The organism is Stenotrophomonas maltophilia, from assembly GCF_013464915.1.
In the GTDB taxonomy this organism is placed as follows: domain Bacteria; phylum Pseudomonadota; class Gammaproteobacteria; order Xanthomonadales; family Xanthomonadaceae; genus Stenotrophomonas; species Stenotrophomonas maltophilia_AT.
On sequence record NZ_RAVT01000025.1, the window covers coordinates 67,187 to 87,025 of the forward strand.

A 19,839-nucleotide genomic window follows, 5' to 3' on the forward strand; every position below is an offset into this window, starting at 1 on the left:
CCATGCGCCTGCGCCTCTGCACCAGTCTCATCCTGACCGCGCTGCTTGCCGCCTGCGGCAGTGCGCCGCCGGTTGCGGACACGCCGGCGCCGGCGGGTGAGCTGACCACGCCTGAAGCGGCCGAGGCCTACCGCGAAGCGCGCGACGTCGACTGCCAGGCCGCTGGCGGCACTCTGCAGCGGCTGGGCCGGCTGCAGCGCGAACAGTGCGTGATTCCTTACGCCGACGCCGGCAAGGCCTGCAGCCGCAAAAGCGACTGCACGGGCCAATGCCTTGCCGGCGGCGAAGTGGCGGCTGGCAGCACCGCCACCGGTACCTGCCAGCGCGATGTGCGCCAGAACTTCGGCTGCCGCCAGCGCATTGATGAGGGCAAGGCGCAGGGCACGATCTGCGTGGACTGATCGTAGTGCCGGCCGCTGGCCGGCAACCGCATGAACCCTTGCGAACGGTCGCACGATTGCCGGCCAGCGGCCGGCACTACCGCCATCGCGCGGCGCTATGCTGGTGGGCCATTCCCCGCTGTTGCCGGAGCCCCCGCGTGAGCACCCCGATCCAGGACATTTCCCTCACCACCATCGACGGCCAGCCGTCCTCGCTTGCCGATTACCAGGGCAAGGTACTGCTGCTGGTCAACGTCGCCTCCAAGTGCGGCCTCACCCCGCAGTACGAAGGCCTGCAGGCGCTGTATGCGGAAAAGCACGCGCAGGGCCTGGAAGTGCTGGGCTTCCCCGCCAACAACTTCCTCGGCCAGGAGCCGGGCAGCGAGGCGGAGATCCAGCAGTTCTGCCAGCTCACCTACGATGTCAGCTTCCCGATGTTCTCCAAGATCAGCGTGGCCGGCGACGACACCCACCCGCTGTACCAGCAGCTGACCGCCGCGCAGCCGCAGTCGATCGGCGAAGGCCCGCTGCGCGAGCGCCTGGCCAGCAAGGACATTCCAATCCATGCCGCGCCGGCAGTGCTGTGGAACTTCGAGAAGTTCCTGGTCGGCCGCGACGGCAAGGTCATCGCCCGCTTCGCCCCGGACGTGGCGGCTGATGACGCGCGCCTGCGCGAGGCCATCGAGGCTGCGCTGGCCGCCTGATCGGTCGGGGTCGGATCCCTTTCCCTGGGAAAGGGCTCCGACCCCATTCAGGGCCACAAAAGAAAAACCCCGCCGAGGCGGGGTTCTTCATGCGTCGCTGAAAGGACTCAGTGGGTCCACTGCGGCATCGGCATCGCATCGACCGGGATCGGCGAGTTGGCGTCGTCGTGGCCACGCTCGCGCTTGCTGCGCAGATCGTTCTCGATCTGGTAGTTGCGACGCTGCATCCATGCATCGCGCACCAGCGAGTACTCGTCCACGGCGGTGTCACGCAGGTCGTCGATCGCCAGCAGCTGCGCGCGGGTATCGACCAGCTGCAGGCCCTGCAGGCCGATACGGACCTTGTCCTCTTCGATACGGCGGATCGGCGACAGCGGAATGTCACCGGCCAGGCCGAACACGTCGCGCACGGTACGCGGGCCGAAGAACGGCAGTTCCACGTAGCGCGAACGACGCCAGCCCCAGGCACCCAGGGTCTGGCCGAAGTCTTCATTGCGGCGCGGCACCATCGCCTTGCTGGCCGGATCGAACAGGCCACCGATACCCAGCGTGCTGTTCATCAGGAAGCGGCCGAGGCTGTCCCATGCATCGGCACCGCGGCCCTGCAGCAGCTGGTTGGTGATGGTCACCGGCGCGCGCAGGTTGCTGAAGAAGTTGCTGACGCCGGTGCGGGCGAAGCGCGGCACCACGTGGGTGTAGGCGGTGGCCAGCGGACGTGCGACGCCGCGGTCGACCGCATTGTTGAACTTGTGCACCTTGCGGTTGAACGGTTCCCACGGGTCGTAGGCCGCCGCGTTGGTGGTGTTGCCGGCACCGCCATAGAGGGCATCGAAGTCGTCATCGCCAGCGGGCGTGGTGGCCGCTGCGGTCTTCGCTGCACTGCTGTCGCCGCTGTCGGTCGGCGCAGCCGGCGACGATGCGGCCGCCGCCGGCGGATTGGCCACGGATGCGACCGGTGCAGCGTCAGCCGTGCCGGCATCGGTGGCCGCGGCGGCGGGCGAGGAGGAGGAACTGGCCGGAACCAGGGTGCTGGCCGCGGGTGCATCGCTGCGCGCGGGCTTGCCGGCACAGGCGGTGAGGGCGGTGGCCAGGACGATCAGGGGGAGGGTGCGCACGACGTTCATGTCAGCTCGCAGCAGAAGTAGCGTTGAAATCCAGGTTGGGCGACAACCGATAGGCCGCGCTCAGTTCGTTGTAGCCAGCCGGCGCCCCGGTGATCACCAGCGGATGGCCGGCCTTGCGCGCACGTGCCGCCAGCTCGGCCAGCAGGGCCAGGCCGGCGCTGTCCACGCGCTCGACCTCACCCAGCTCCAGCCGTGCCAGCTTTGCCGGCAGGGCCTGCAGCTGCGGCCACAGCGCGATCACCGCGGCGCGGTCGAGCACCCCGCGCAGGCGCAGGGTGTCGCCTTCCAGCAGTGCCAGTGCGTTACTTGCCATTGCCCGCGGGCCCGGCCTGCATGCTGCCGCTGTGCAGTTCGCTGGCCACCTGCTTGATGCCCTTCTGGCGCAGCGGGGTGTCGAACTGGTTGCGGAACGTCTGCACGTAGGAGATGCCTTCGATGTTGACGTCGAAGATCTTCCACTGGCCGTTCACGTTGCGCATCCAGTACTCGACCGGGGTCGGCTCGCTGCCGGCACGCACCAGCTCGGTGCTCACGCGCACGCCGCGGTTGCCCGGCAGCGGGCTTTCACCCTTCAGGCGGAAGCTCGGCTTGCCCTGGATGTTGAGCAGGGTCGAACCATAGCGCTGCATCAGGCTGTCGGCCATGGCATCGGCGAACAGCTTGATGTCGGCATCCGAGGCACCGCGGGCGTGCGGGCCCAGCACCAGCCGTGCCGCATAGTCGCGATCGAAGGTGCGGTTCAGTTCGCTGTCGATGTAGCTGCGCAGGCTGGCCGGGTTGCTGCCGAACTCGCTCCTGCGCTGCTGCAGGGTGGTGAGGATGCGCGTGCTGGCATCGATCACCACCTTGCCTGCCTGGCCCTGCGTCGCGGCAGCGGCGGGGGCGGCGGCCTGCGCCTGGGCGAGGAACGGAGTAGCTGCCAGCAGCGCCGAGGCGAGCAGGGCCGGGATCAGTTTCATCTTCATGGTTGCGGTTCCGTTGCAGGCGCCTGCGCGCCATCGTTGGGCTTCTGAGCAGCGCCGCCACCGGCGCCGCCACTGAACATGTACTTGCCGACCAGCTGGATCAGGTCAACCGCCGGCTGGGTGAAGACAATCTCGTCGCCGGCCTTCAGCACGTCCGGATCACCACCCGGCTGCAGACCGATATAGCTCTCGCCGAGCAAACCACTGGTGAAGATGCCGGCGGAGGTGTCCGCCGGCAGGTCCTTGACCTTGCTGTCCATGCGCAGGGTCACGATGGACTCGAACTTCACCGGGTCCAGGTCGATCGAGGCGACCTGGCCGACGGTGACGCCGCCGATCTTCACCGGCGCCTGCTTGCGCAGCTGGCCGACCTGGGAGAAGCGCGCCTTCAGCTCGTAGCCCTGGCTGCCCCAGCTCCAGCGCTGGTTGGTCGAGGCCACGGCCAGCACCATCAGCGAGGCCAGGGCCAGCAGCAGGAAAGCGCCGACGGAGAATTCGAGTCTGGGACCGCGGATGGCCATGTGGATTACCTGATCGAGTCGTGGTGGCCGCGCGCGCCTGCGCACCGCCGGTGGAGGGGTTAGGTGAACAACATTGCCGACAGAACGAAGTTGAACATCAGCACCAGCAGCGAGGCGTTGACCACCGCACGGGTGGTCGCCACCGAGGTGCCCTCGATGGTCGGCTCGGCGTGGAAGCCAACGTAGGCAGCGACCAGCGCGGCGGTGCCGCCGAAGATCGCCGACTTCAGCATCGCCACGCCGAAGTCATCCCAGAAATCGACGCTGTTGCGCAGCGCCGACCAGAACACGCCATTGTCCAGGCCCAGCACGTGCACGGCCTCGAAGTAGCTGGCACTGATCGCCAGCGAGCAGAAGATGCCGGTCAGCAGCGGCACGGTCAGCACCGCCGCCCAGAAACGCGGTGCCACGGCCTTGGCCACCGGGTCGATGGCCATCAGCTCCAGCGCCTTGATCTGGTCGGTGGCGCGCATCAGGCCCAGCTCGGCGGCGATCGAACTGCCGGCGCGGCCGATGAACAGCAGCGCGGTCAGCACCGGGGCCAGTTCGCGGTACAGCGACAGGCCGAGCAGGGTCGACAGCGCGTCGGCGGCACCGAAGGTGGTCAGGGTGCGGTAGCCCTGCAGGGTCAGCACCAGGCCGACGAAGGCGCCACCGACGGCGATGATCGGCAGCGAGCGCGCGCCGATCTTGTAGATCTCGCGGGTCAGCTCGGCCAGGAAATCACGGGTCGGCAGCGAACCGCGCAGCACGGTCAGCGAGAACAGGCCGGCGCGGCCCAGCGAGCGGGTGGCTTGGACGAACGGCATCAGGCAACCCTCGCGCGTGGCGCGGCATCGAACGGAATCGGGCCATCGGGCTGGCCATGCAGGAACTGCCGCAGCAGCGGGTCCTGGCTGGACTGCAGCGCCTCGGGCGTGCCCTGGAACACGACGCCGCCATTGGCGATGGCGATGACCTGGTCGCAGATCGGCAGGGTCTCGTGCACGTGGTGGCTGACGATGATGCTGGTCAGGCCCAGGCTGTGGTTGAGGCGCTGGATCAGGCTCATGATCACCCCGGAGGCGATCGGGTCCAGCCCGGTCAGCGGCTCGTCGTAGATCATCAGCGGCGGGTCCAGCGCCAGCGCGCGGGCCAGCGCCACGCGGCGCGCCATGCCGCCGGACAGCTCGCGCGGCCAGGCATCGGCGGCGGCCAGCAGGCCCACCGCATGCAGCTTCATCTCCACCAGCCGGCGCAGCACGGCGGCGGGCAGGCGGGTATGCGTACGCAGCGGCAGTGCGACGTTTTCGGCCACGGTGAGGTCGGTCAGCAGGCCATTGCCCTGCAGCAGCACGCCCACGCTCTTGCGCATCTCCAGCAGCGCGCTGCTGTCGTGCGGGATCGGCTTGCCGAACAGGGTGACATCGCCGGCGACCGGTCGCAGTTCGCCGGTCAGTGCCGCCAGCAGGGTCGACTTGCCGCTGCCGGACGGGCCGAGCACGGCGGTGATGCTGCCCTGCGGCACCTGCAGCGATACGTCACGCAGGATCGTGCGTCCGCTCCGGTCGATGCGGACGTTGGACAACTGCACCAGACTGGAGGTGGAAGCCGACATGGGCACCATTAACGTTTTTTAGACATCGAAGGATCGGGCCAGCCGGCTGAACATAAGCAGACTGGACGGTCCAGTATTGTTGCACGGCAGGGCTTGGCGCAGGCCGGGACAATCGGCCGGCAGCCCGGAACAATCCGTACCGTCGACGGGCCGACCATTGAATACTGCCTGCTGTCCTGCACACTGTGCATGATGAGTGACCCAGGCAGCGATTTCCGCCTCTACCATTCCAACTCCCTGGACGTGCTGGCCGCGCTGCTGGCGCGCAACGTGCGTGCGCCGGTGCCCGGCCAGCCGTTGCTGGCGCCGGAAGTGGTGCTGATCCCGCAGGTCGCGATGCGCCGCTGGCTGCAAGCGACACTGGCTGCCGAATTCGGTGTCGCCGCCAACCTCGAATTCCTCACCCCGGGCGAGTTCGTGGCCCGCGCGCTGAAGGCCAATGTCAGCGGAGAGCAGGACGATCTGGACGCGGCCGGCCTGCACTGGAAGCTGTACCAGGCACTGCGCGACCCGGCGTTGCTGGCGCAGCCACCGATGCGCGCGCTGCAGTCCTATCTTGCCGGCGGTGACGCATTGAAGCCGTGGGCGCTGGCCAGCGAGCTGGCCTCGGTATTCGAGAAGTACCAGGCGTGGCGCCGCGACTGGCTGCTGCGCTGGGCAGCCGGTGCCGATCCGGGCGATCCGCAGGCGATCCTCTGGCGCACCATCACCCACGGCCACGACTATCGCGCACGGCGCATCCAGGAGTACCTGGACCGCTTCGAAGGCGCGGGCCAGCCGCTGCCGAAGGGCTTGCCGCCGCGCATGTCTGCGTTCGCGACGCTCAACATCTCGCCCGACGTGCTGCGGGTGATGGCCACCCAGGCGCGGGTGGGCGAACTGCACTTCTACATGCCCACCCCGGTGCAGTCGTACTGGGGCGACCTGCAGACGCTGGCCGAGCGCCTGCGCAGCGGCGCACCGGACCCGTTCGGTGAAGCGGCCGGCGAGAACCGCCTGCTGGAAGCCTGGGGCGCGGCCGGGCGCGATTTCATGGCGGTGCTGGGCAGCTACGAGGTGGTGCACCCGGCCGGCGAGATTGCCGCCTATTCCGATCCGGAAGAGGACACCCGCCCGACCCTGGACGAAGGCGGACTGTCCGACAGCCTGCTGCATCGCCTGCAGCGCGACCTGTTCCACCGCCGTGCGCTGCCCTCGGGCGAGCTGCGCGACGGCCTGCGCAGCGACGACCCCAGCCTGCAGGTACACGCCTGCCACACCCGCCTGCGCGAGCTGCAGGTGCTGCACGACCAGCTGCGCAGCCTGCTGCAGGACCCGCGTTTCGACCCGCCGCTGCAGGCGCGCGAGATCGCGGTGCTGGCGCCGGACATCGATCCCTACGTGCCCTACCTGGAGGCAGTGTTTGGTGGCCGGGGAGGCGACGAGGAGCACATTCCGTATGCGCTGGCCGACAGCAGCCCGCTGGCCGGCGAGCCCTTGGCCGATGTGTTCGTGCACCTGCTGGGCCTGCCGGTCTCGCGCTTTGGCCTGAACGAAGTTCTGGACCTGCTGGCCAGCGCGCCCCTGGCCGAAGCGGCCGGCCTGGAAGCGGTGGACTTCGACCGCCTGCACGGCTGGCTGCAACAGGCAGGTGCGCGCTGGGGGCTGGATGCGAAGCATCGCGACCAGCATCAGGCGCCAGCCGACGATGCCTATACCTGGCAGTTCGCACTGGATCGCCTGGTACTCGGCCATGCCACCGGCAGCGAGGCCGACCTGGCTGGCGTGGCGCCGTGGATCGAACTGGAGGGCGGCGCGTTGGACGCCTTGGACCGCCTGCTGCGCCTGTTGCGTGTGCTGGCCGTGTATCAGCGACGCCTCGGCGAACTGCTGACACCCGCGCAGTGGCGGCAGCGCCTGCTGTCGCTGCTGGATGCACTGCTGCCAACCGCGCCCAGCTCGCCCAACAGCCAGCGTGCCCTTGAGCGCCTGCGCAAGCTGCTCAACCAGTTCGCTGAAGATGCCGCCAAGGCCGGCTTCGCGGACGGGGTGCCGCCGGAGGTGGTGCGTGCGCACTTCGCTGGTGCGCTGGGCGAGGCCGACACGCGCGCACCGCTGCTGACCGGTGGCATCAGCTTTGGCCGCATGGTGCCGATGCGCCTGCTGCCGTTCCGGGTGATCTGCGTGCTCGGCCTCAACGATGGTGATTTCCCGCGCCGCGATCCGGCCGCCGGCCTCAACCAGCTCACTGCCGAGCTGGATACGCCGCGTCGCCGGCCGGGCGACCGCTCCACCCGCGAGGACGATCGCTTCCTGTTCCTGCAGCTGTTCGCCGCCGCGCAGGACGTGTTCTATCTCAGTTACCTCGGCGCTGATCCACGCGATGGCAGCGTGCGTGAGCCGTCGGTGCTGGTCAGCGAACTGATCGATGCCGCGGCCGCGTATCACCTCGATCCGGCTGCGGCCACCCGCGACTTCACCGTGCGCCACGCACTGCAGCCGTTCTCGCCTGGCGCGTTTGGCGATGGCGACCCGCGTCGCTTCAGCTATCGCCGCCAATGGCATCCGGCCGCCGGTCGCCTCACCGGCCAGCGTGGAGGCCTGCAGCCCTGGTTCGACGCACCACTGCCACCACCACCCGACGATGCCGTGGAGGATGAGGTCGCGCTCGATACCCTGCGCCGTTTCCTGTGCGACCCGGCCGGGCAGTTCCTCGCACAGTCGCTGGGCCTGCGCCTGGCCGACGAGGTCGAGGAGGTGGATGACCTGGAACCGCTGGTGCTGTCTTCGCGGGGGCCGGAAAAGCGCAGCGTGCAGGCCGCGGTGGTGCGCGCCACGCTCAGCGGCGATACCGAGCCGTTGTACCCCCGCCTGCGCGCGCGTGGCCTGCTGCCGTCCGGCGCATTGGGTGAACGTCAGTTCGAAGCCGAACGGCTGAAGACGCGCCCATATGCCAGTGCGCTGCTGGGCTGGATGCAGGGCGAACCGCTGGAGAGCCGCCGTTACGAAGTGGACATCGATGGCGTGCGCCTGCATGGCCGCGTGGCCGATCGGCATCCCGAAGGGCTGGTGCGCCTGCGTGCCGGCACGCTCAATGGCAATGCAGTGATCCGCCAGGGCCTGGACTGGCTGCTGGCCAACGCCGCTGGCGACGCGCTGCCCCTCGTGCAGTTCCATGATGGCGGTGATGCCGGTCCTGGCCCGCATGTGCTGCCGGCACTGAGCGTTCCTGCTGCGCGCGCGGCGCTGCGCGCGCTGCTGCAGCTGCGCCAGCGTGGCCTGCGTGAGCCGCTGCGCTTTGCCCCGTATACCGGCTGGGTGCTGTACAACGCGCCGACAGAGAAACAACGCAGCGAAGGCTGGAAGCAGTGGCACGGCAGCGACCGCAGCTGGGGTGAATCCAGCAGCGACGCCTGGCAGCTGCTGCTGCGCGGTGCCGACCCGTTCGCCACCGATGCCAGCTATGCCGACCTGCTGCGCAACAGCCAGCTGGTCTTCAGCGCGGTACGCGAAGGCCGCACCCTTGGCGCCGAAGCAAGCCGGGAGGACGGCGCATGAACACGGCCATCGCCGGTGACGGCATCGAATCCCTCAGCCGGGATCCCTACCTGGCCCTGCCGCTGGAGGGCACACGCCTGATCGAAGCCAGCGCCGGCACCGGCAAGACCTTCACCCTGGCCACGCTGTTCACCCGCCTGGTGGTGGAGCAGGGCCTGCGCATCGGCCAGATCCTGGCGGTGACCTTCACCGACGCCGCCACCCAGGAACTGCGCAAGCGCATCCGTGAGCGCCTGGCGTTGGCCGCGCGCCTGGTCGATCTGGAACCGGCCGAGGGTGAAGCACCGGACGTGCGATTGACCCGCGACGTGCTGCAGCGCCATCTGCAGAGTGGCCCGGAGAGCGCCACTGCACTGAAGCGCCGCCTGCAGGTGGCGGCGGACGAGATCGACCTGGCCTCCATCTTCACCATCCACGGTTTCTGCACGCGCGTGCTGCGCGAGCATGCGCTGGAAAGCGGCCACACCTTTGACCCGCCGGAACTGCTGGCCAGTGACCGCGAGCTGCTGGAGGAGCTGGCGGCCGACCTGTGGCGTGTGCATGCCAACGACCCGGCCACGCTGGAGCCGCTGACCTGGCTGTGGTCCAACCCGGACGCGCTGGCCGCCGATCTGCGCGCGCTGCTGGCTGCGCCGCCACTGCATCCGCTGCCGCAGCCGGTGACACTGGCCGATCCACACCCGGCCTTGCAGCGCGCGGCGGAAGCACTGTCGGCAAGCGTGCGCGAGCATGGCGAGCAGTTCTTCATCGACCTCTGCGATGCGGTCGACAACAAGTGGATCAACGGGGTGTCCTACAAGCTGGGCTGGTTGCACCCGCTGGGCCGGCAGCTGCTGGCCTGGGCCGAGCGTGCCGATCCACGCGAACTGCTGGCCAATGAGCGCCTGCCAGCGCTGCTGCCCGAGGCACTGGCCGCCAAGACCAACAAGAAATTCGCCGAGCGCACGCCATCGTCGCCATTGCAGGCGCCGTTGGCGCGCTATGTCGCGCTGCTGGCCGAACGCGATGCCTGGTTGCGTGCCACTGCATTGAATTTCCTGCACGCGCTTCGCGCCGAAGCCACGCAGCGCCTGCAGGTACTGAAGCGCACGCGCCGGGTACAGACCTACGACGATCTGATCGATGGCGTGGCGTTGGCCCTGGAAAGCCCGCAGCGGCTGGCGCTGGTAAAGCAGCTGCGCGCGCAGTACCGCATCGCGCTGGTGGATGAGTTCCAGGATACCGACGACCGCCAATGGGGTATCTTCCACACCGTGTTCGGCGATTCGCCGGAGGTGCGCGAACTCGGCCTGGCGCCGGCCCTGTTCCTGATCGGCGATCCCAAGCAGGCGATCTACGGCTTCCGCGGCGGTGACATCCACACTTACCTGAAGGCCAAGCAGGTGGCGCAGCAGGCGCCGGTGCTGGACCAGAACTTCCGCTCGCGACCGGCCGTGCTGCGTGCGCTGCAGGCGCTGTACGACAACGGCGGCGAAGACGCCTTCCTCGAACGCGACATCCAGTTCGAGCCGGTGCGGCCCGGTGGCGTGCGCGTTGACGAGGACTACCTGCGCGATGGCCGCGCCGCCATCGCGCTGACCCTGCGCGTGCTGCGCAGTGGCGGCGACAAGGCGATGAGTGCCGACGCCTCGCGCGATGCCGCCACCCAGGCCTGCGTGGCCGCCATCCACCAGACCCTGGTCGATGCGCGTGCCGGCAGCGCCGTGCTGCGTGGGCGACCGGTGCAGCCGGGCGACATCGCAGTGCTGGTGCGTTCGCATCGTGAGGCCACACTGGTGCAGCGCGCGCTGGCCGCGGTCGGCATTCCGGCGGTGGCGGCCGGCAAGCAGAGCCTGTTTGCCACCAGCGAAGCGCGTGATCTGCGCGCGCTGCTGCTGGCGCTGCTGCAACCGGCCGACGAAGGCCGCCTGCGTGCAGCGCTGGCCACAGTACTGCTGGGCCAGCGGGCCAGCGCGATCGCGGCGATGGAACGCGAGGGCGACCTGCAACGCGATTTCCAGGCACAGCTGCTGCACTGGCGCGAACGCTGGCAGCGCGGCGGACCGTTCGCGGTGATCGCCGACGTCTGTGCTGCGCAGGGCGAACGCCTGTTGGCGCTGATCGACGGCGAGCGTCGCCTGACCAACTACCTGCAGCTGGGCGAACTGCTGCAGGAAGCCTCGGCGCAGGCGCTGGGCATGCACGGCCTGCTGGACTGGCTGCAGGGGCAGATGGCCAGCGCCGACCAGGATGACGAGCAGCAGCTGCTGCGCCTGGAATCAGACGCGCGTCGTGTGCAGATCATCACCCTGCACAAGAGCAAGGGCCTGGAGTATCCGCTGGTGTTCCTGCCGTTCGTCGGCATCGACGGCGGGGCGCCGAACACCGCGTCGCACTGTACGGTGCACGTGGGCGGCCAGCGCCAGCTGCACTGGAAGCTGGACAAGGACGAGGCCTGGGAAGCGGCCACCACGCAGCGCGAACGCGAGCAGCGTGCCGAGGATGCACGCCTGTTGTATGTCGGCCTGACCCGTGCCGAGCATGCGCTGTGGATCGCCGTGGGCGATCTGGCCGGGCTCGGCAGGACGCGGCTGGCACCGCTGCTGGGCGACCTGCAGGTGCTGCGCACACATGCCGATGTACACGTCGATGACCGCGAGGTGCCGGCGGTGCTGCCGCAGCTGGCGGTCGAAGTGGAGGGTGACCTGCCGGCCGTGCGTGCGCTGACCCGGCGCGTGCCGCATGACTGGTGGGTCTACAGCTTCACCCAGCTGGCCCATGCCGATGCTGGCGCCGGCGACGATATCGAAGCGGCGGCCACGGAACTGCCAGCACCGGCCGCCGACGAACCGGCTGGCCCCGAACTGCCGCTGGAACCGGCCCTGCCGGAACCTGCTGCGGCGGCCGAAGACAGCACACCGCTCGACCCGCGCTTCATGGGCAGTCGCTTCGGCAACGTGCTGCACGAGGCGATGGAGAACGTCGACTTCGCTGCCTGGGCTGACTGGCAGCCGGGCCTGGAAGCCCCAGAGGGGCAGGCCGAGGTGCTGCGCAAGGCGCTGCACGACGAAGGCTATGCCGATGTCGACCTGGACGATGGCGTGGGCGTGCTGGTGCCGCTGGTCGGCCACACGCTTACCGTACCGCTGCCCGAAGGCGGCGCCCTGCACAGCCTGGGCGAAGGCGAGCGCCGCGCGGAAATCGACTTCCACTTCGCCATCGAACCGACCACGGTGCCGGCGCTGCTGCAGGTGCTGCACGCGCACGGCGTTTCCAGCAGTCGTCGAGGCTTCGGCCAGCGCCGCCGGTTGGAAGGCCTGATGACCGGCATGATCGACCTGACCTACGTGCGCGACGGGCGCTGGTACGTGCTCGACTACAAGTCCAACCGCCTGCCGGGCTACAGTCCGGACCTGCTGGCCATCGCCATGCGTCACAGCGAATACGACCTGCAGGCGCTGATCTACACCGTGGCCCTGCATCGCTGGCTGCGCTTCCGCCTCGGCGCCGCCTACGATTACGAGCGCGACATGGGCGGCATCCGCTACCTGTTCTGCCGCGGCCTGGATGGCGCCGGCAACGGCGTGCATGTGGACCGCTTCCCGCTGGTACTGGTGGATGCACTGGACGCGTTGTTCGCCGGTGGCGAACAGGCCCAGGCAGAGCTAGCCGCACGTGCGCGTGGAGCCAGCGCATGAGCCTGCTGCAGGAGCTGTATCGCAACGGCCAGCTGCGCACTCTCGATCACGCACTGGCGATCAGCCTGCAGCGGCTGCGCGACGACACCCCGGACAGCGTGGCGCTGGCGGCAGCACTGGCCTCGCTGGCGGTGGCGCAGGGCCACGCCGGTTTCGATCCGGCGCAACCGCAGCGACTGCTGGAAGGCGTGCCGGAGTGGCCTGCTGCGCAGGACTGGCTGGCGCAGCTGCGAGCGTCGCCCTGGGTGGCGACGCCGGAGCAGGCCGATGCCATCGCCGAGGATGCGCCGCTGGTGCTGGAAAACGGCCTGCTGTACCTGCGCCGCTATCGCGAGTACGAGCGCCAGCTGGTCGCCGGCCTGCAACGCATCGGCCGGCATCCGCTGCCGGTCCCGGACACGGCAGCGCTGGCACCCTTGTTTGCGCAGCTGTTCCCGCAGGCATCGGGCAGCGAGGATCACCAGGCGCGCGCGGCCGGCGTGACCCTGCGCCATCCGCTGGCGCTGGTCACTGGCGGCCCGGGCACCGGCAAGACCACCACCATCGCGCGCCTGTTGCTGCTGCTGGCGGCACAGGCCCGGCACGCCGGCCAGCCGCTGCCCGAGGTGGCGTTGGCTGCACCCACCGGGCGCGCCGCCGAGCGCATGGCCGAGAGCCTGCGCGTGGCCGTGCAGCGGCTGCAGGAACAAGGACTGGACCCGGCGCTGTGCGCGGCACTGCCCAGTACCGGTACCACCCTGCATCGCCTGCTGGGGGTGATTCCCGATTCACCGCGCTTCCGCCACCACGCCGACAACCCGCTGCCGGTGGATGTGGTGGTGGTCGACGAAGCGTCGATGATCGATCTGCCGATGATGGCCAAGCTGGTCGATGCGATCGCCAGTGGTACCCGGCTGATCCTGCTTGGCGACCCCGACCAGCTGCCGTCGGTGGAGGCCGGCGACGTGCTCAGCGCGATCCTGCGTGCCAGCGGCGATGGCATCGGCACCCGCGCCGACGACGCGCAGGCACTGCACGGCCTGCTGGCGCCGGCCACGCTCCAGCCACAGGCCACGCCACGCGCCTTCGCCGGCCGCCGCGTGCAGCTGCAGCGCGGTTACCGGCAGAGCGATGCACTGGACCTGGCACCGCTGGCCCATGCCGTGCGTGAAGGCGACAGCAGCACCGCATTGCAGCTGCTGCGTGGCGGTTCACTGGCCGGTGTGCATTTCCACGAAGGCGAAGCCGATCCATTGCGTGGCCAGCGCGAGCACCTGCTCGGCCACTGGCGCGCGTTGGCCGACGCGGCCGATCCAGTGCTTGCCCTGCAGCAGGCCGGGCGCCTGCGTGTGCTGACCGCCTTGCGCGAAGGCCCGCAGGGCGCGCGCGGCCTCAACAGCCGCATCGAACAGCTGCTGGCCGGCAACACCCCGGGCTACTTCCAGGGCCGCCTGCTGCTGGTCACCGAGAACAGCTACCGGCACCGCCTGTTCAACGGCGATATCGGCATCTGCCTGCGCGATGGCAGCGGCGCGATGGTGGCCTGGTTCCCCGGCGACAGTGTCGACCAGCCGCGTGCCTTCCACCCGGCGGCACTGCCCGCGCACGAAAGCGCCTTCGCGATGACCGTGCACAAGGCGCAGGGTTCGGAGTTCGATGAAGTGTGGTTGCAGCTGCCGCGCCAGGACAGCCGCGTGCTGTCGCGCGAACTGGTCTACACCGGCCTGACCCGCGCCCGCCAGGTGCTGCATGTGGCGGGCAGCGCGGACGTGCTGCAGGCCGCGCTGAAGCGCCACGCCAGCCGATTGGGTGGCCTGGCCTGGCGGCTGGGTGTGGAAGAAGTGGCTGAAGAGCCAGCGCACATCGAACAGCCCACGGTGCAGGGCCAGCTGTTCTGACCTCTGTCCTTCCAATTCCTCCAATCACAACGCGCACCTTCATCCACGCATGGCGTGGATCTACCGTGTCAACCAAGGTCGACACCCACCAGAGCAGAACGCCATGCCGACAGATCGCAGGAAACTGTCGAAGGCGGGGTGGGTCCGGTTGAGGGGGTGTGAGCGGCATGGATGCCGCGACCAAGCCCCCATGGATGGGTTTACGGCGTCCCCCTCGACCGGACCCCCCCCGCCATCCCAAGGAATGCCCGCTTTTGACGTTGACGTTGTCTTGGCAGGTGCAGGGCGCAGCCCTGCCGCCACGTTCATTCCGCGATCAGTACCAGGCCATCCGGGAACACGATCGCCGCTTCATCGGCACCTACATCGAAGAAGCCCACGCCATGCTTCTCGGCCAGGTCCTGCACGCGCCCGTGCGCACGCTCGGCCACCGAATACGCAAACGCACCGTAGATCACCTGCTGGCCGATGCTGTACTCGGTTACCTCGGCACGGTCGTCATCGTCGTTGCTCAATGGCCCGTTCATCGGCGGGAATTCCTGCGCCATCTCCGCGAACCACGCCTGCAGCGCCGGGCTGCTGACCGCCGGGTCGTCGTACTCGTGGCGTTCGTTCCACTGCGTCTGCTTCTCGAACCAGGCGATGAAGGCCGCGGCCTCGCGTGGGGCCGCGCTGGCCTCGAACACCATCATGTCGTAACTCATTGGAGCTTCCTGTGCTGAGCGGGGGTCAGAGCCTTCGCCGGGGGCGAAGGATCTGACCCCTGCGCGGAGTCTGTGGACGCACAGGGTAGCGCGCTACGGCTGCGTCGCCGTACTCATCGCCAACCCCGGCGCCAGCGCCTTCGCCTCCGGGAACAACGCAAAGCGCAGGCCGATCAGGCCCATCAGCGCCTCGTCGCGCGCCTTGCACGCACCCACGCTGCCGACCCGGCCCAGCGAAGTATCCAGCCGCTCGCGCAGCGCCTCGGCCGCCACAATCGGCTTGCGTGCGGCGATCTGCCGCCGGTAGTGCACGGCCACTTCCTCCAGGATGTGTTCGACCGCTTCGCGGCTGCGCTCGGGCAGTTCCAGCCGGGCGCGGCGCAGCTGCAGGATGTTCAGGCCGATGCGCGCCTCGTTGAGCATGTCCACCGAGGCGATGTCGCTGCCCTCCGGCGTCGCCGCCAGGCGCGGTGCGAGCAGGCCCAGCAGGTCGAGCATGCGCGCGGCGAAGCGCTGGCGGTCCTGCTGGCCACGGCCTTCGGCGGCTTCGGCCAGCGTGGTCCAACCCTGCCGCACCAGCCGGCGTGCGGTCCACTCGGCACCCACCGAACGGAACAGGCGGGTCATCACCACCGCAAAGCCAATGCCGATGAACATCGCAATGGACGAGTTGAGGAAGGTCTGGATGTTGGCGCTGTAGGTGTTCTGCAGGCTCAGCAGCGCGGCCAGGTTCACGGTCAGCGGCAGCGCGAACAGGGCGCTCTTGGGGTGGTGCAGCATCAGCCCCAGTGGCAGGAACACCACCGCCAGCACCAGTGCCAGCAGGCCGAAGTCGTGCACGGCCGGGAACACGCCGAACAGGTACACACCGGCCACCACCGAGGCAACCATCGCCCACACCAGGAACGACACCATGCTCGGTGCTGGATCGTCCTGCGCGGCGAAGAACGCGGCGGTCACCGCGGCCATCATCGCGCCGTTGCCACCGCCCTCCCAGCCCAGCGCGATCCACAGCACGCAGTAGCTCATCAGTGCCACGCCGGCACTGAGCGCGGAGAACAGCGCCATGCCGTAGTCGACGTGCTTGTCGGCGGCCACGCGTTCGGTGCGGATGCGGTAGTGCGCGCGGTCCAGCGGCGCGGTGCCGTGGTCGATGGCGTGCTGCAGGGTGCGGCAGTCCTGCCACAGGTCCACCAGTTCTTCCAGGCGCAGCAGCAGGCTGGCCAGCTGCAAGTGCTGCAGGTCGCGGTCCACCTGCGGCTTCAGCGCGCTGATGCGCGCGCGCAGGCGGGCGTATTCGCTGGCGTTGGTCGGGCCATCCAGCCAGTCGTGGATGTCATCGACCAGCGCCGGCAGCCCTTCGGGCAGGGCCTGGCCGTCGCTGCGCAGCGCGCTCAGGCGATCGGCAATCGAGGACAGCACCGGCAACAACAGCAGCATGCGCTCGCGCAGCCGCTCCATCGATACCGCCGAACCGGCGTGGCGCGGATCGTCGCGGCGCAGGAACTCGATCAGCGCCTCGAACTGCACCAGGTCGGCGGCCAGCCGGTTGCGCGGCGCATGCGCACGGCCGCGTTCCAGAATCTGCCGGCACCACTGCGCGGCGTCTTCCATCCAGTTGCCGATGCGTGCGCGCAGCATCGGTCGCACCGAGGCCGGGAACAGCAGCGAGGCGAACAGCACTGCCACCACCGTGCCGAGGATGATCTCCTCGCTGCGCGCCACCACGGTGTCGAAGATGGTTTCCGGCGAGGTCACCGCCGGGAAGCCGATGAAGGCGGTGGTGTAGCCGGCCAGCAGGAACGCGTAGCCGCGCGGGCCGCGGTTGAGCAGGGCCATGAACAGGCAGCCGGCCAGCCAGATCGACATCGCCGCGCTCAGCACCAGTGGGGTCTCCACCAGGGCCGGCAGCACCAGCAGGGTGGCCAGCCCGGCCACCAGCGTACCGACGATGCGGTATACGCCCTTGGCACGGGTCGGGCCCAGCAACGGCTGGCTGACGATGTACACCGTGCCCATCGCCCAGTACGGGCGCGACAGGTTGCCGGCCATGGCGATGTACAGCGCGGCCACCGCTGCCAGGTAGGTCTTGATCGAGAACAGCCAGGCCTGGCGGTCGGTCAGCGCGTTCATGGCTTACTTCGCCGAGGCCTGTGCGGTGGCGGGGCTCGCCGGCGCGACCGTGGTCTGCCAGCCGCCGCCCAGCACCAGGAACAGATGGACCTGGTCGCGTGAGACCTGGGCTTCGGCGGCGGCCAGGGTGGCATCGCTGGTGGCCAGGCTGCGGTCGGCATCCAGGCTGGACAGGTACGGCGTGCGGCCACCCTGGTACAGCCGGCGGTTCTGCTCGGCGGCCAGCGCGGCCTGCTCCTGCGCGATGCGCAGCGACTGCAGGCGGCGCAGATCCTGCGCATAGCGGTCCAGCGCGGTCTGGGTCTCGCGCAGTGCCTGCAGCACGGTGTGATCGAACTCGGCCAGGGCCGCGTCGGCACCGGCCTCGGCGGCGTGGATGCGTGCGTGGGTGCCGGACGACGGCAGCGTCCACGAGATCAGCGGGCCGATCGACCACTGCTGGGTCATCGGTGTGCCGAAGTCCTCCAGCAGGCCGGCGGCGCCCACCGAGGCACCCAGACGGATGTCCGGATAGAGCTCGGCGGTGGCCACGCCAATCCGCGCAGTGGCCGAGGCCAGCTTGCGTTCGGCCTGGCGCACGTCCGGACGACGCTGCAGCAGTGCGCGGCCATCACCGACCGGCAACGGCTGCACCAGGCTGGGCGCGTGCGCGCAGTCGATCACGCCGGCTGGCAACTGGCCGGGGGTCTGGCCCAGCAGTGCGGCCAGCGAATAGGCGGCCGCCGACCGCTGCGCCTGCAGCGGCGGCAGTGCGGCTTCCAGCAGCGCTACCTGGGCATTGGCGCGGGCCAGCTCCGGCGGCGTGCCGCGACCGGCCGCGATCAGTCGCTCGGTTACGGTGCGGCTGCGCCGCTGCAGCTGCAGCGAATGCTCGGCCACGTGCAGTTCGTGGTTGGCGTGGCAGATTTCCAGGTAGCTGTCGGCCACCTGCGCGACCACACTGACCTGGGCCAGATCGCGTGCCGCCGCCACCGACTGCTCGTCGGCACGTGCCGCTTCGGCGCCGCGCTTGAGCTTGCCGAACAGGTCGAACTGGTAGCTGACCGCGAACTTGCCATCGGCCAGGTTGATCACCGGCAGCTCGTGTTCCTGCAGGAACGATTCGGCCGACAGCTGCGCGCGGCTGACGCCGGCCTCGGCCTCGTACTCGAAGCCGCCGGCGTCCAGCGCCTGCTCGTACACGGCGGCGGCACGGCGCAGGTGCGCATCGGCGGCCTTCAGTTCCACGTTGTCACGCAGCGCCTGGGTGATCAGCCCGTCCAGCACCGGGTCGTTGTACAGCGACCACCAGCGGTCGGGCAGCGCCTGGTTGGCGGCCACCTGCGGGTTCTGCGTATCGATGAAGGCGGCGTTGGCCTCGGGACGCTTGAACACAGAGCCTTCCGGCAATGCATAGTCCGGGCCGACGGTCCTGCATGCGGCCAGGCTGGCCAGCGCGACGATCAGGCCGAGACGGGGCAGGGCGGCGTTCACAGTCCCGCCTGTGTCGGCGCGGTGCCGGCCTTGTCGTTGTGCGGGTGGCGGCCGGTGTCCACGGTCACCGTGGCGGTGCGGCCGGCGATCAGTTCCACGCCCCTGGGTACTTCGTCGATGGTGATGCGCACCGGGATGCGCTGCGCCAGCCGCACCCAGTCGAAGGCCGGGGTCACGTTCGGCAGCAGGGTGCTGCCATTGCTGCGGTAGCGGTCCTCGATGCCGGCGGCGATGCTCTCGACATGGCCGCGCAGCGGGGCCGATTCACCCATCAGGCGGATGTCCACGCGCTGCCCCGGCGCCACGCCACGCAGTCGGGTTTCCTCGAAGTAGCCATCGATGCGGAACGAGCCGGTATCCAGCAGCGCCAGCACCGGCTTGCCGGCCACCACGTAGTCGCCCACGCGCAGGGTGCGGTCGTTGACCCGGCCATCGGCCGGTGCGCGCACTTCCGTGCGGCCCAGGTTGAGCTCGGCCAGGTCGACCGCGGCCTGTGCGGTGGCCAGCGCCGCCTGCGCGGCCTGCAGCTTGGCGCGGCGCACTTCGGCGTCCTCGGCGGCCACCAGGTCCTGCAGGCTGCGGTCACGGCCGATCTCACGGCGCAGCTGCGCCACCGAGGCCTGGCGCTCGCCCAGGCTGGCACGGGCCTGCTCCAGCGCGATGCGGTAACGGGCGCGGTCGACCATGAACAGCAGGTCACCCTTCTTCACCGCCTGGTTGTCGGCCACCTGCACCGTTTCGACCAGGCCGGACACATCCGGCGCCACCTGCACCACGTCGGCACCCACATGCGCGTCGCGGGTCCACGGCTCATCCATGTAATAGACCCACAGCTGGCGCAGCACCAGCAGCGCGACGATCACCGCCGCGCTGGTCAGCAGTATGGGAAGGGTCTTCTTCACGATCTTGTTCACGATTGCATCCAACGCAGGAGGTGGAACAGCAGGCCAAGCACGATCCCGTACAGCGCCAGGTTGAACAGTGGCGGGTGCCATATATGGCGATAGACACCGGCACGCTGCAGCAGCGCGTGCAGGCCGCTGTTGACCAGATAGGCCAACAACATCAACCCGAGCAGGGTCGGGACGAACACTCCGTGGAGACTGAATTCACCGGGCATCGGAAGGGGCGGGGGCGAGGTGGGGGA

Annotated in this window: 16 protein-coding genes; 5 read left to right on the forward strand and 11 right to left on the reverse strand. The window is 69.3% G+C overall.

Annotated features, from left to right (window positions below):
- Positions 1–2: 2 nt before the first annotated feature.
- Both D7T59_RS09370 and D7T59_RS09375 read left to right on the forward strand, forming a co-directional pair.
- Positions 3–401 (forward strand): hypothetical protein, encoded by a 399-nt coding sequence (locus D7T59_RS09370; protein WP_180851916.1) that lies wholly within the window; start codon positions 3–5, stop codon positions 399–401.
- 137 nt (positions 402–538) lie between these two features.
- Positions 539–1,084 (forward strand): glutathione peroxidase, encoded by a 546-nt coding sequence (locus D7T59_RS09375; RefSeq protein WP_099554181.1) that lies wholly within the window; start codon positions 539–541, stop codon positions 1,082–1,084.
- A gap of 107 nt (positions 1,085–1,191) precedes the next feature.
- Here the strand turns inward: D7T59_RS09375 and D7T59_RS09380 are convergent, their stop codons facing one another.
- From D7T59_RS09380 to D7T59_RS09405, 6 genes are read right to left on the reverse strand one after another with little or no spacing between them, the layout of a single operon-like run.
- On the reverse strand, positions 1,192–2,208 hold the full coding sequence (locus tag D7T59_RS09380; RefSeq protein ID WP_180851918.1) for an MlaA family lipoprotein: 1,017 nt from the start codon (positions 2,206–2,208) through the stop codon (positions 1,192–1,194).
- A 1-nt stretch (position 2,209) separates the two neighbouring features.
- On the reverse strand, positions 2,210–2,521 hold the full coding sequence (locus D7T59_RS09385; protein ID WP_099554185.1) for an STAS domain-containing protein: 312 nt from the start codon (positions 2,519–2,521) through the stop codon (positions 2,210–2,212).
- A complete protein-coding gene (locus tag D7T59_RS09390) occupies positions 2,511–3,173 on the reverse strand; it encodes an MlaC/ttg2D family ABC transporter substrate-binding protein (RefSeq protein ID WP_099554187.1) in 663 nt (220 codons plus the stop codon). The genes D7T59_RS09385 and D7T59_RS09390 overlap by 11 nt, the downstream gene beginning before the upstream one ends.
- Positions 3,170–3,694: an outer membrane lipid asymmetry maintenance protein MlaD gene (gene mlaD / locus D7T59_RS09395; RefSeq protein ID WP_005411706.1), complete on the reverse strand. Its 525-nt coding sequence runs from the start codon at positions 3,692–3,694 to the stop codon at positions 3,170–3,172. Before mlaD ends, D7T59_RS09390 begins: the two co-directional genes overlap by 4 nt.
- Before the next feature lie 59 nt (positions 3,695–3,753).
- Complete coding sequence (locus D7T59_RS09400; RefSeq protein ID WP_005414955.1) at positions 3,754–4,503, reverse strand: MlaE family lipid ABC transporter permease subunit; 750 nt, start codon at positions 4,501–4,503, stop codon at positions 3,754–3,756.
- Complete coding sequence (locus D7T59_RS09405; RefSeq protein ID WP_005411704.1) at positions 4,503–5,291, reverse strand: ABC transporter ATP-binding protein; 789 nt, start codon at positions 5,289–5,291, stop codon at positions 4,503–4,505. The genes D7T59_RS09400 and D7T59_RS09405 overlap by 1 nt, the downstream gene beginning before the upstream one ends.
- Positions 5,292–5,480: 189 nt before the next feature.
- Between D7T59_RS09405 and recC the strand changes: the two genes are divergently transcribed.
- From recC to recD, 3 genes are read left to right on the forward strand one after another with little or no spacing between them, the layout of a single operon-like run.
- On the forward strand, positions 5,481–8,828 hold the full coding sequence (gene recC, locus D7T59_RS09410) for an exodeoxyribonuclease V subunit gamma (RefSeq protein WP_180851920.1): 3,348 nt from the start codon (positions 5,481–5,483) through the stop codon (positions 8,826–8,828).
- Positions 8,825–12,505 carry an exodeoxyribonuclease V subunit beta gene (recB, locus tag D7T59_RS09415; protein WP_180851922.1) on the forward strand — a complete coding sequence of 1,227 codons (3,681 nt, stop codon included), beginning with the start codon at positions 8,825–8,827 and terminating at the stop codon, positions 12,503–12,505. Before recC ends, recB begins: the two co-directional genes overlap by 4 nt.
- Complete coding sequence (gene recD / locus D7T59_RS09420) at positions 12,502–14,382, forward strand: exodeoxyribonuclease V subunit alpha (RefSeq protein ID WP_180851924.1); 1,881 nt, start codon at positions 12,502–12,504, stop codon at positions 14,380–14,382. The genes recB and recD overlap by 4 nt, the downstream gene beginning before the upstream one ends.
- A 305-nt stretch (positions 14,383–14,687) precedes the next feature.
- Here the strand turns inward: recD and D7T59_RS09425 are convergent, their stop codons facing one another.
- From D7T59_RS09425 to D7T59_RS09445, 5 genes are all read right to left on the reverse strand, one after another.
- Positions 14,688–15,086, reverse strand: a complete 399-nt coding sequence (locus tag D7T59_RS09425; RefSeq protein WP_180851925.1) for a hypothetical protein — start codon at positions 15,084–15,086, stop codon at positions 14,688–14,690.
- Between the two features lie 93 nt (positions 15,087–15,179).
- Positions 15,180–17,219, reverse strand: coding sequence for an FUSC family protein (locus D7T59_RS09430; RefSeq protein ID WP_180851926.1), 2,040 nt, complete (start codon positions 17,217–17,219; stop codon positions 15,180–15,182).
- A gap of 3 nt (positions 17,220–17,222) precedes the next feature.
- Entirely contained in the window at positions 17,223–18,692 is a 1,470-nt protein-coding gene (locus D7T59_RS09435; protein WP_180851928.1) for an efflux transporter outer membrane subunit, read from the reverse strand.
- The gene (locus tag D7T59_RS09440) at positions 18,689–19,606 is read right to left on the reverse strand and encodes an efflux RND transporter periplasmic adaptor subunit (RefSeq protein WP_180851930.1); all 918 of its coding nucleotides are present in this window, start codon (positions 19,604–19,606) and stop codon (positions 18,689–18,691) included. The genes D7T59_RS09435 and D7T59_RS09440 overlap by 4 nt, the downstream gene beginning before the upstream one ends.
- Complete coding sequence (locus D7T59_RS09445) at positions 19,603–19,812, reverse strand: DUF1656 domain-containing protein (protein WP_180851932.1); 210 nt, start codon at positions 19,810–19,812, stop codon at positions 19,603–19,605. The genes D7T59_RS09440 and D7T59_RS09445 overlap by 4 nt, the downstream gene beginning before the upstream one ends.
- Between the last annotated feature and the right edge of the window lie 27 nt (positions 19,813–19,839).

Excerpts from the sequence above, each read along its gene's own strand:
- D7T59_RS09430 (WP_180851926.1), bottom strand. The coding sequence starts at position 17,219 with ATGAACGCGCTGACCGACCGCCAGGCCTGGCTGTTCTCGATCAAGACC.
- recD (WP_180851924.1), top strand. The coding sequence starts at position 12,502 with ATGAGCCTGCTGCAGGAGCTGTATCGCAACGGCCAGCTGCGCACTCTC.
- D7T59_RS09405 (WP_005411704.1), bottom strand. The coding sequence starts at position 5,291 with ATGTCGGCTTCCACCTCCAGTCTGGTGCAGTTGTCCAACGTCCGCATC.
- D7T59_RS09380 (WP_180851918.1), bottom strand. The coding sequence starts at position 2,208 with ATGAACGTCGTGCGCACCCTCCCCCTGATCGTCCTGGCCACCGCCCTC.
- recB (WP_180851922.1), top strand. The coding sequence starts at position 8,825 with ATGAACACGGCCATCGCCGGTGACGGCATCGAATCCCTCAGCCGGGAT.
- recC (WP_180851920.1), top strand. The coding sequence starts at position 5,481 with ATGATGAGTGACCCAGGCAGCGATTTCCGCCTCTACCATTCCAACTCC.
- D7T59_RS09370 (WP_180851916.1), top strand. The coding sequence starts at position 3 with ATGCGCCTGCGCCTCTGCACCAGTCTCATCCTGACCGCGCTGCTTGCC.
- D7T59_RS09425 (WP_180851925.1), bottom strand. The coding sequence starts at position 15,086 with ATGAGTTACGACATGATGGTGTTCGAGGCCAGCGCGGCCCCACGCGAG.
- D7T59_RS09385 (WP_099554185.1), bottom strand. The coding sequence starts at position 2,521 with ATGGCAAGTAACGCACTGGCACTGCTGGAAGGCGACACCCTGCGCCTG.
- D7T59_RS09400 (WP_005414955.1), bottom strand. The coding sequence starts at position 4,503 with ATGCCGTTCGTCCAAGCCACCCGCTCGCTGGGCCGCGCCGGCCTGTTC.
- D7T59_RS09445 (WP_180851932.1), bottom strand. The coding sequence starts at position 19,812 with ATGCCCGGTGAATTCAGTCTCCACGGAGTGTTCGTCCCGACCCTGCTC.
- D7T59_RS09390 (WP_099554187.1), bottom strand. The coding sequence starts at position 3,173 with ATGAAGATGAAACTGATCCCGGCCCTGCTCGCCTCGGCGCTGCTGGCA.
- mlaD (WP_005411706.1), bottom strand. The coding sequence starts at position 3,694 with ATGGCCATCCGCGGTCCCAGACTCGAATTCTCCGTCGGCGCTTTCCTG.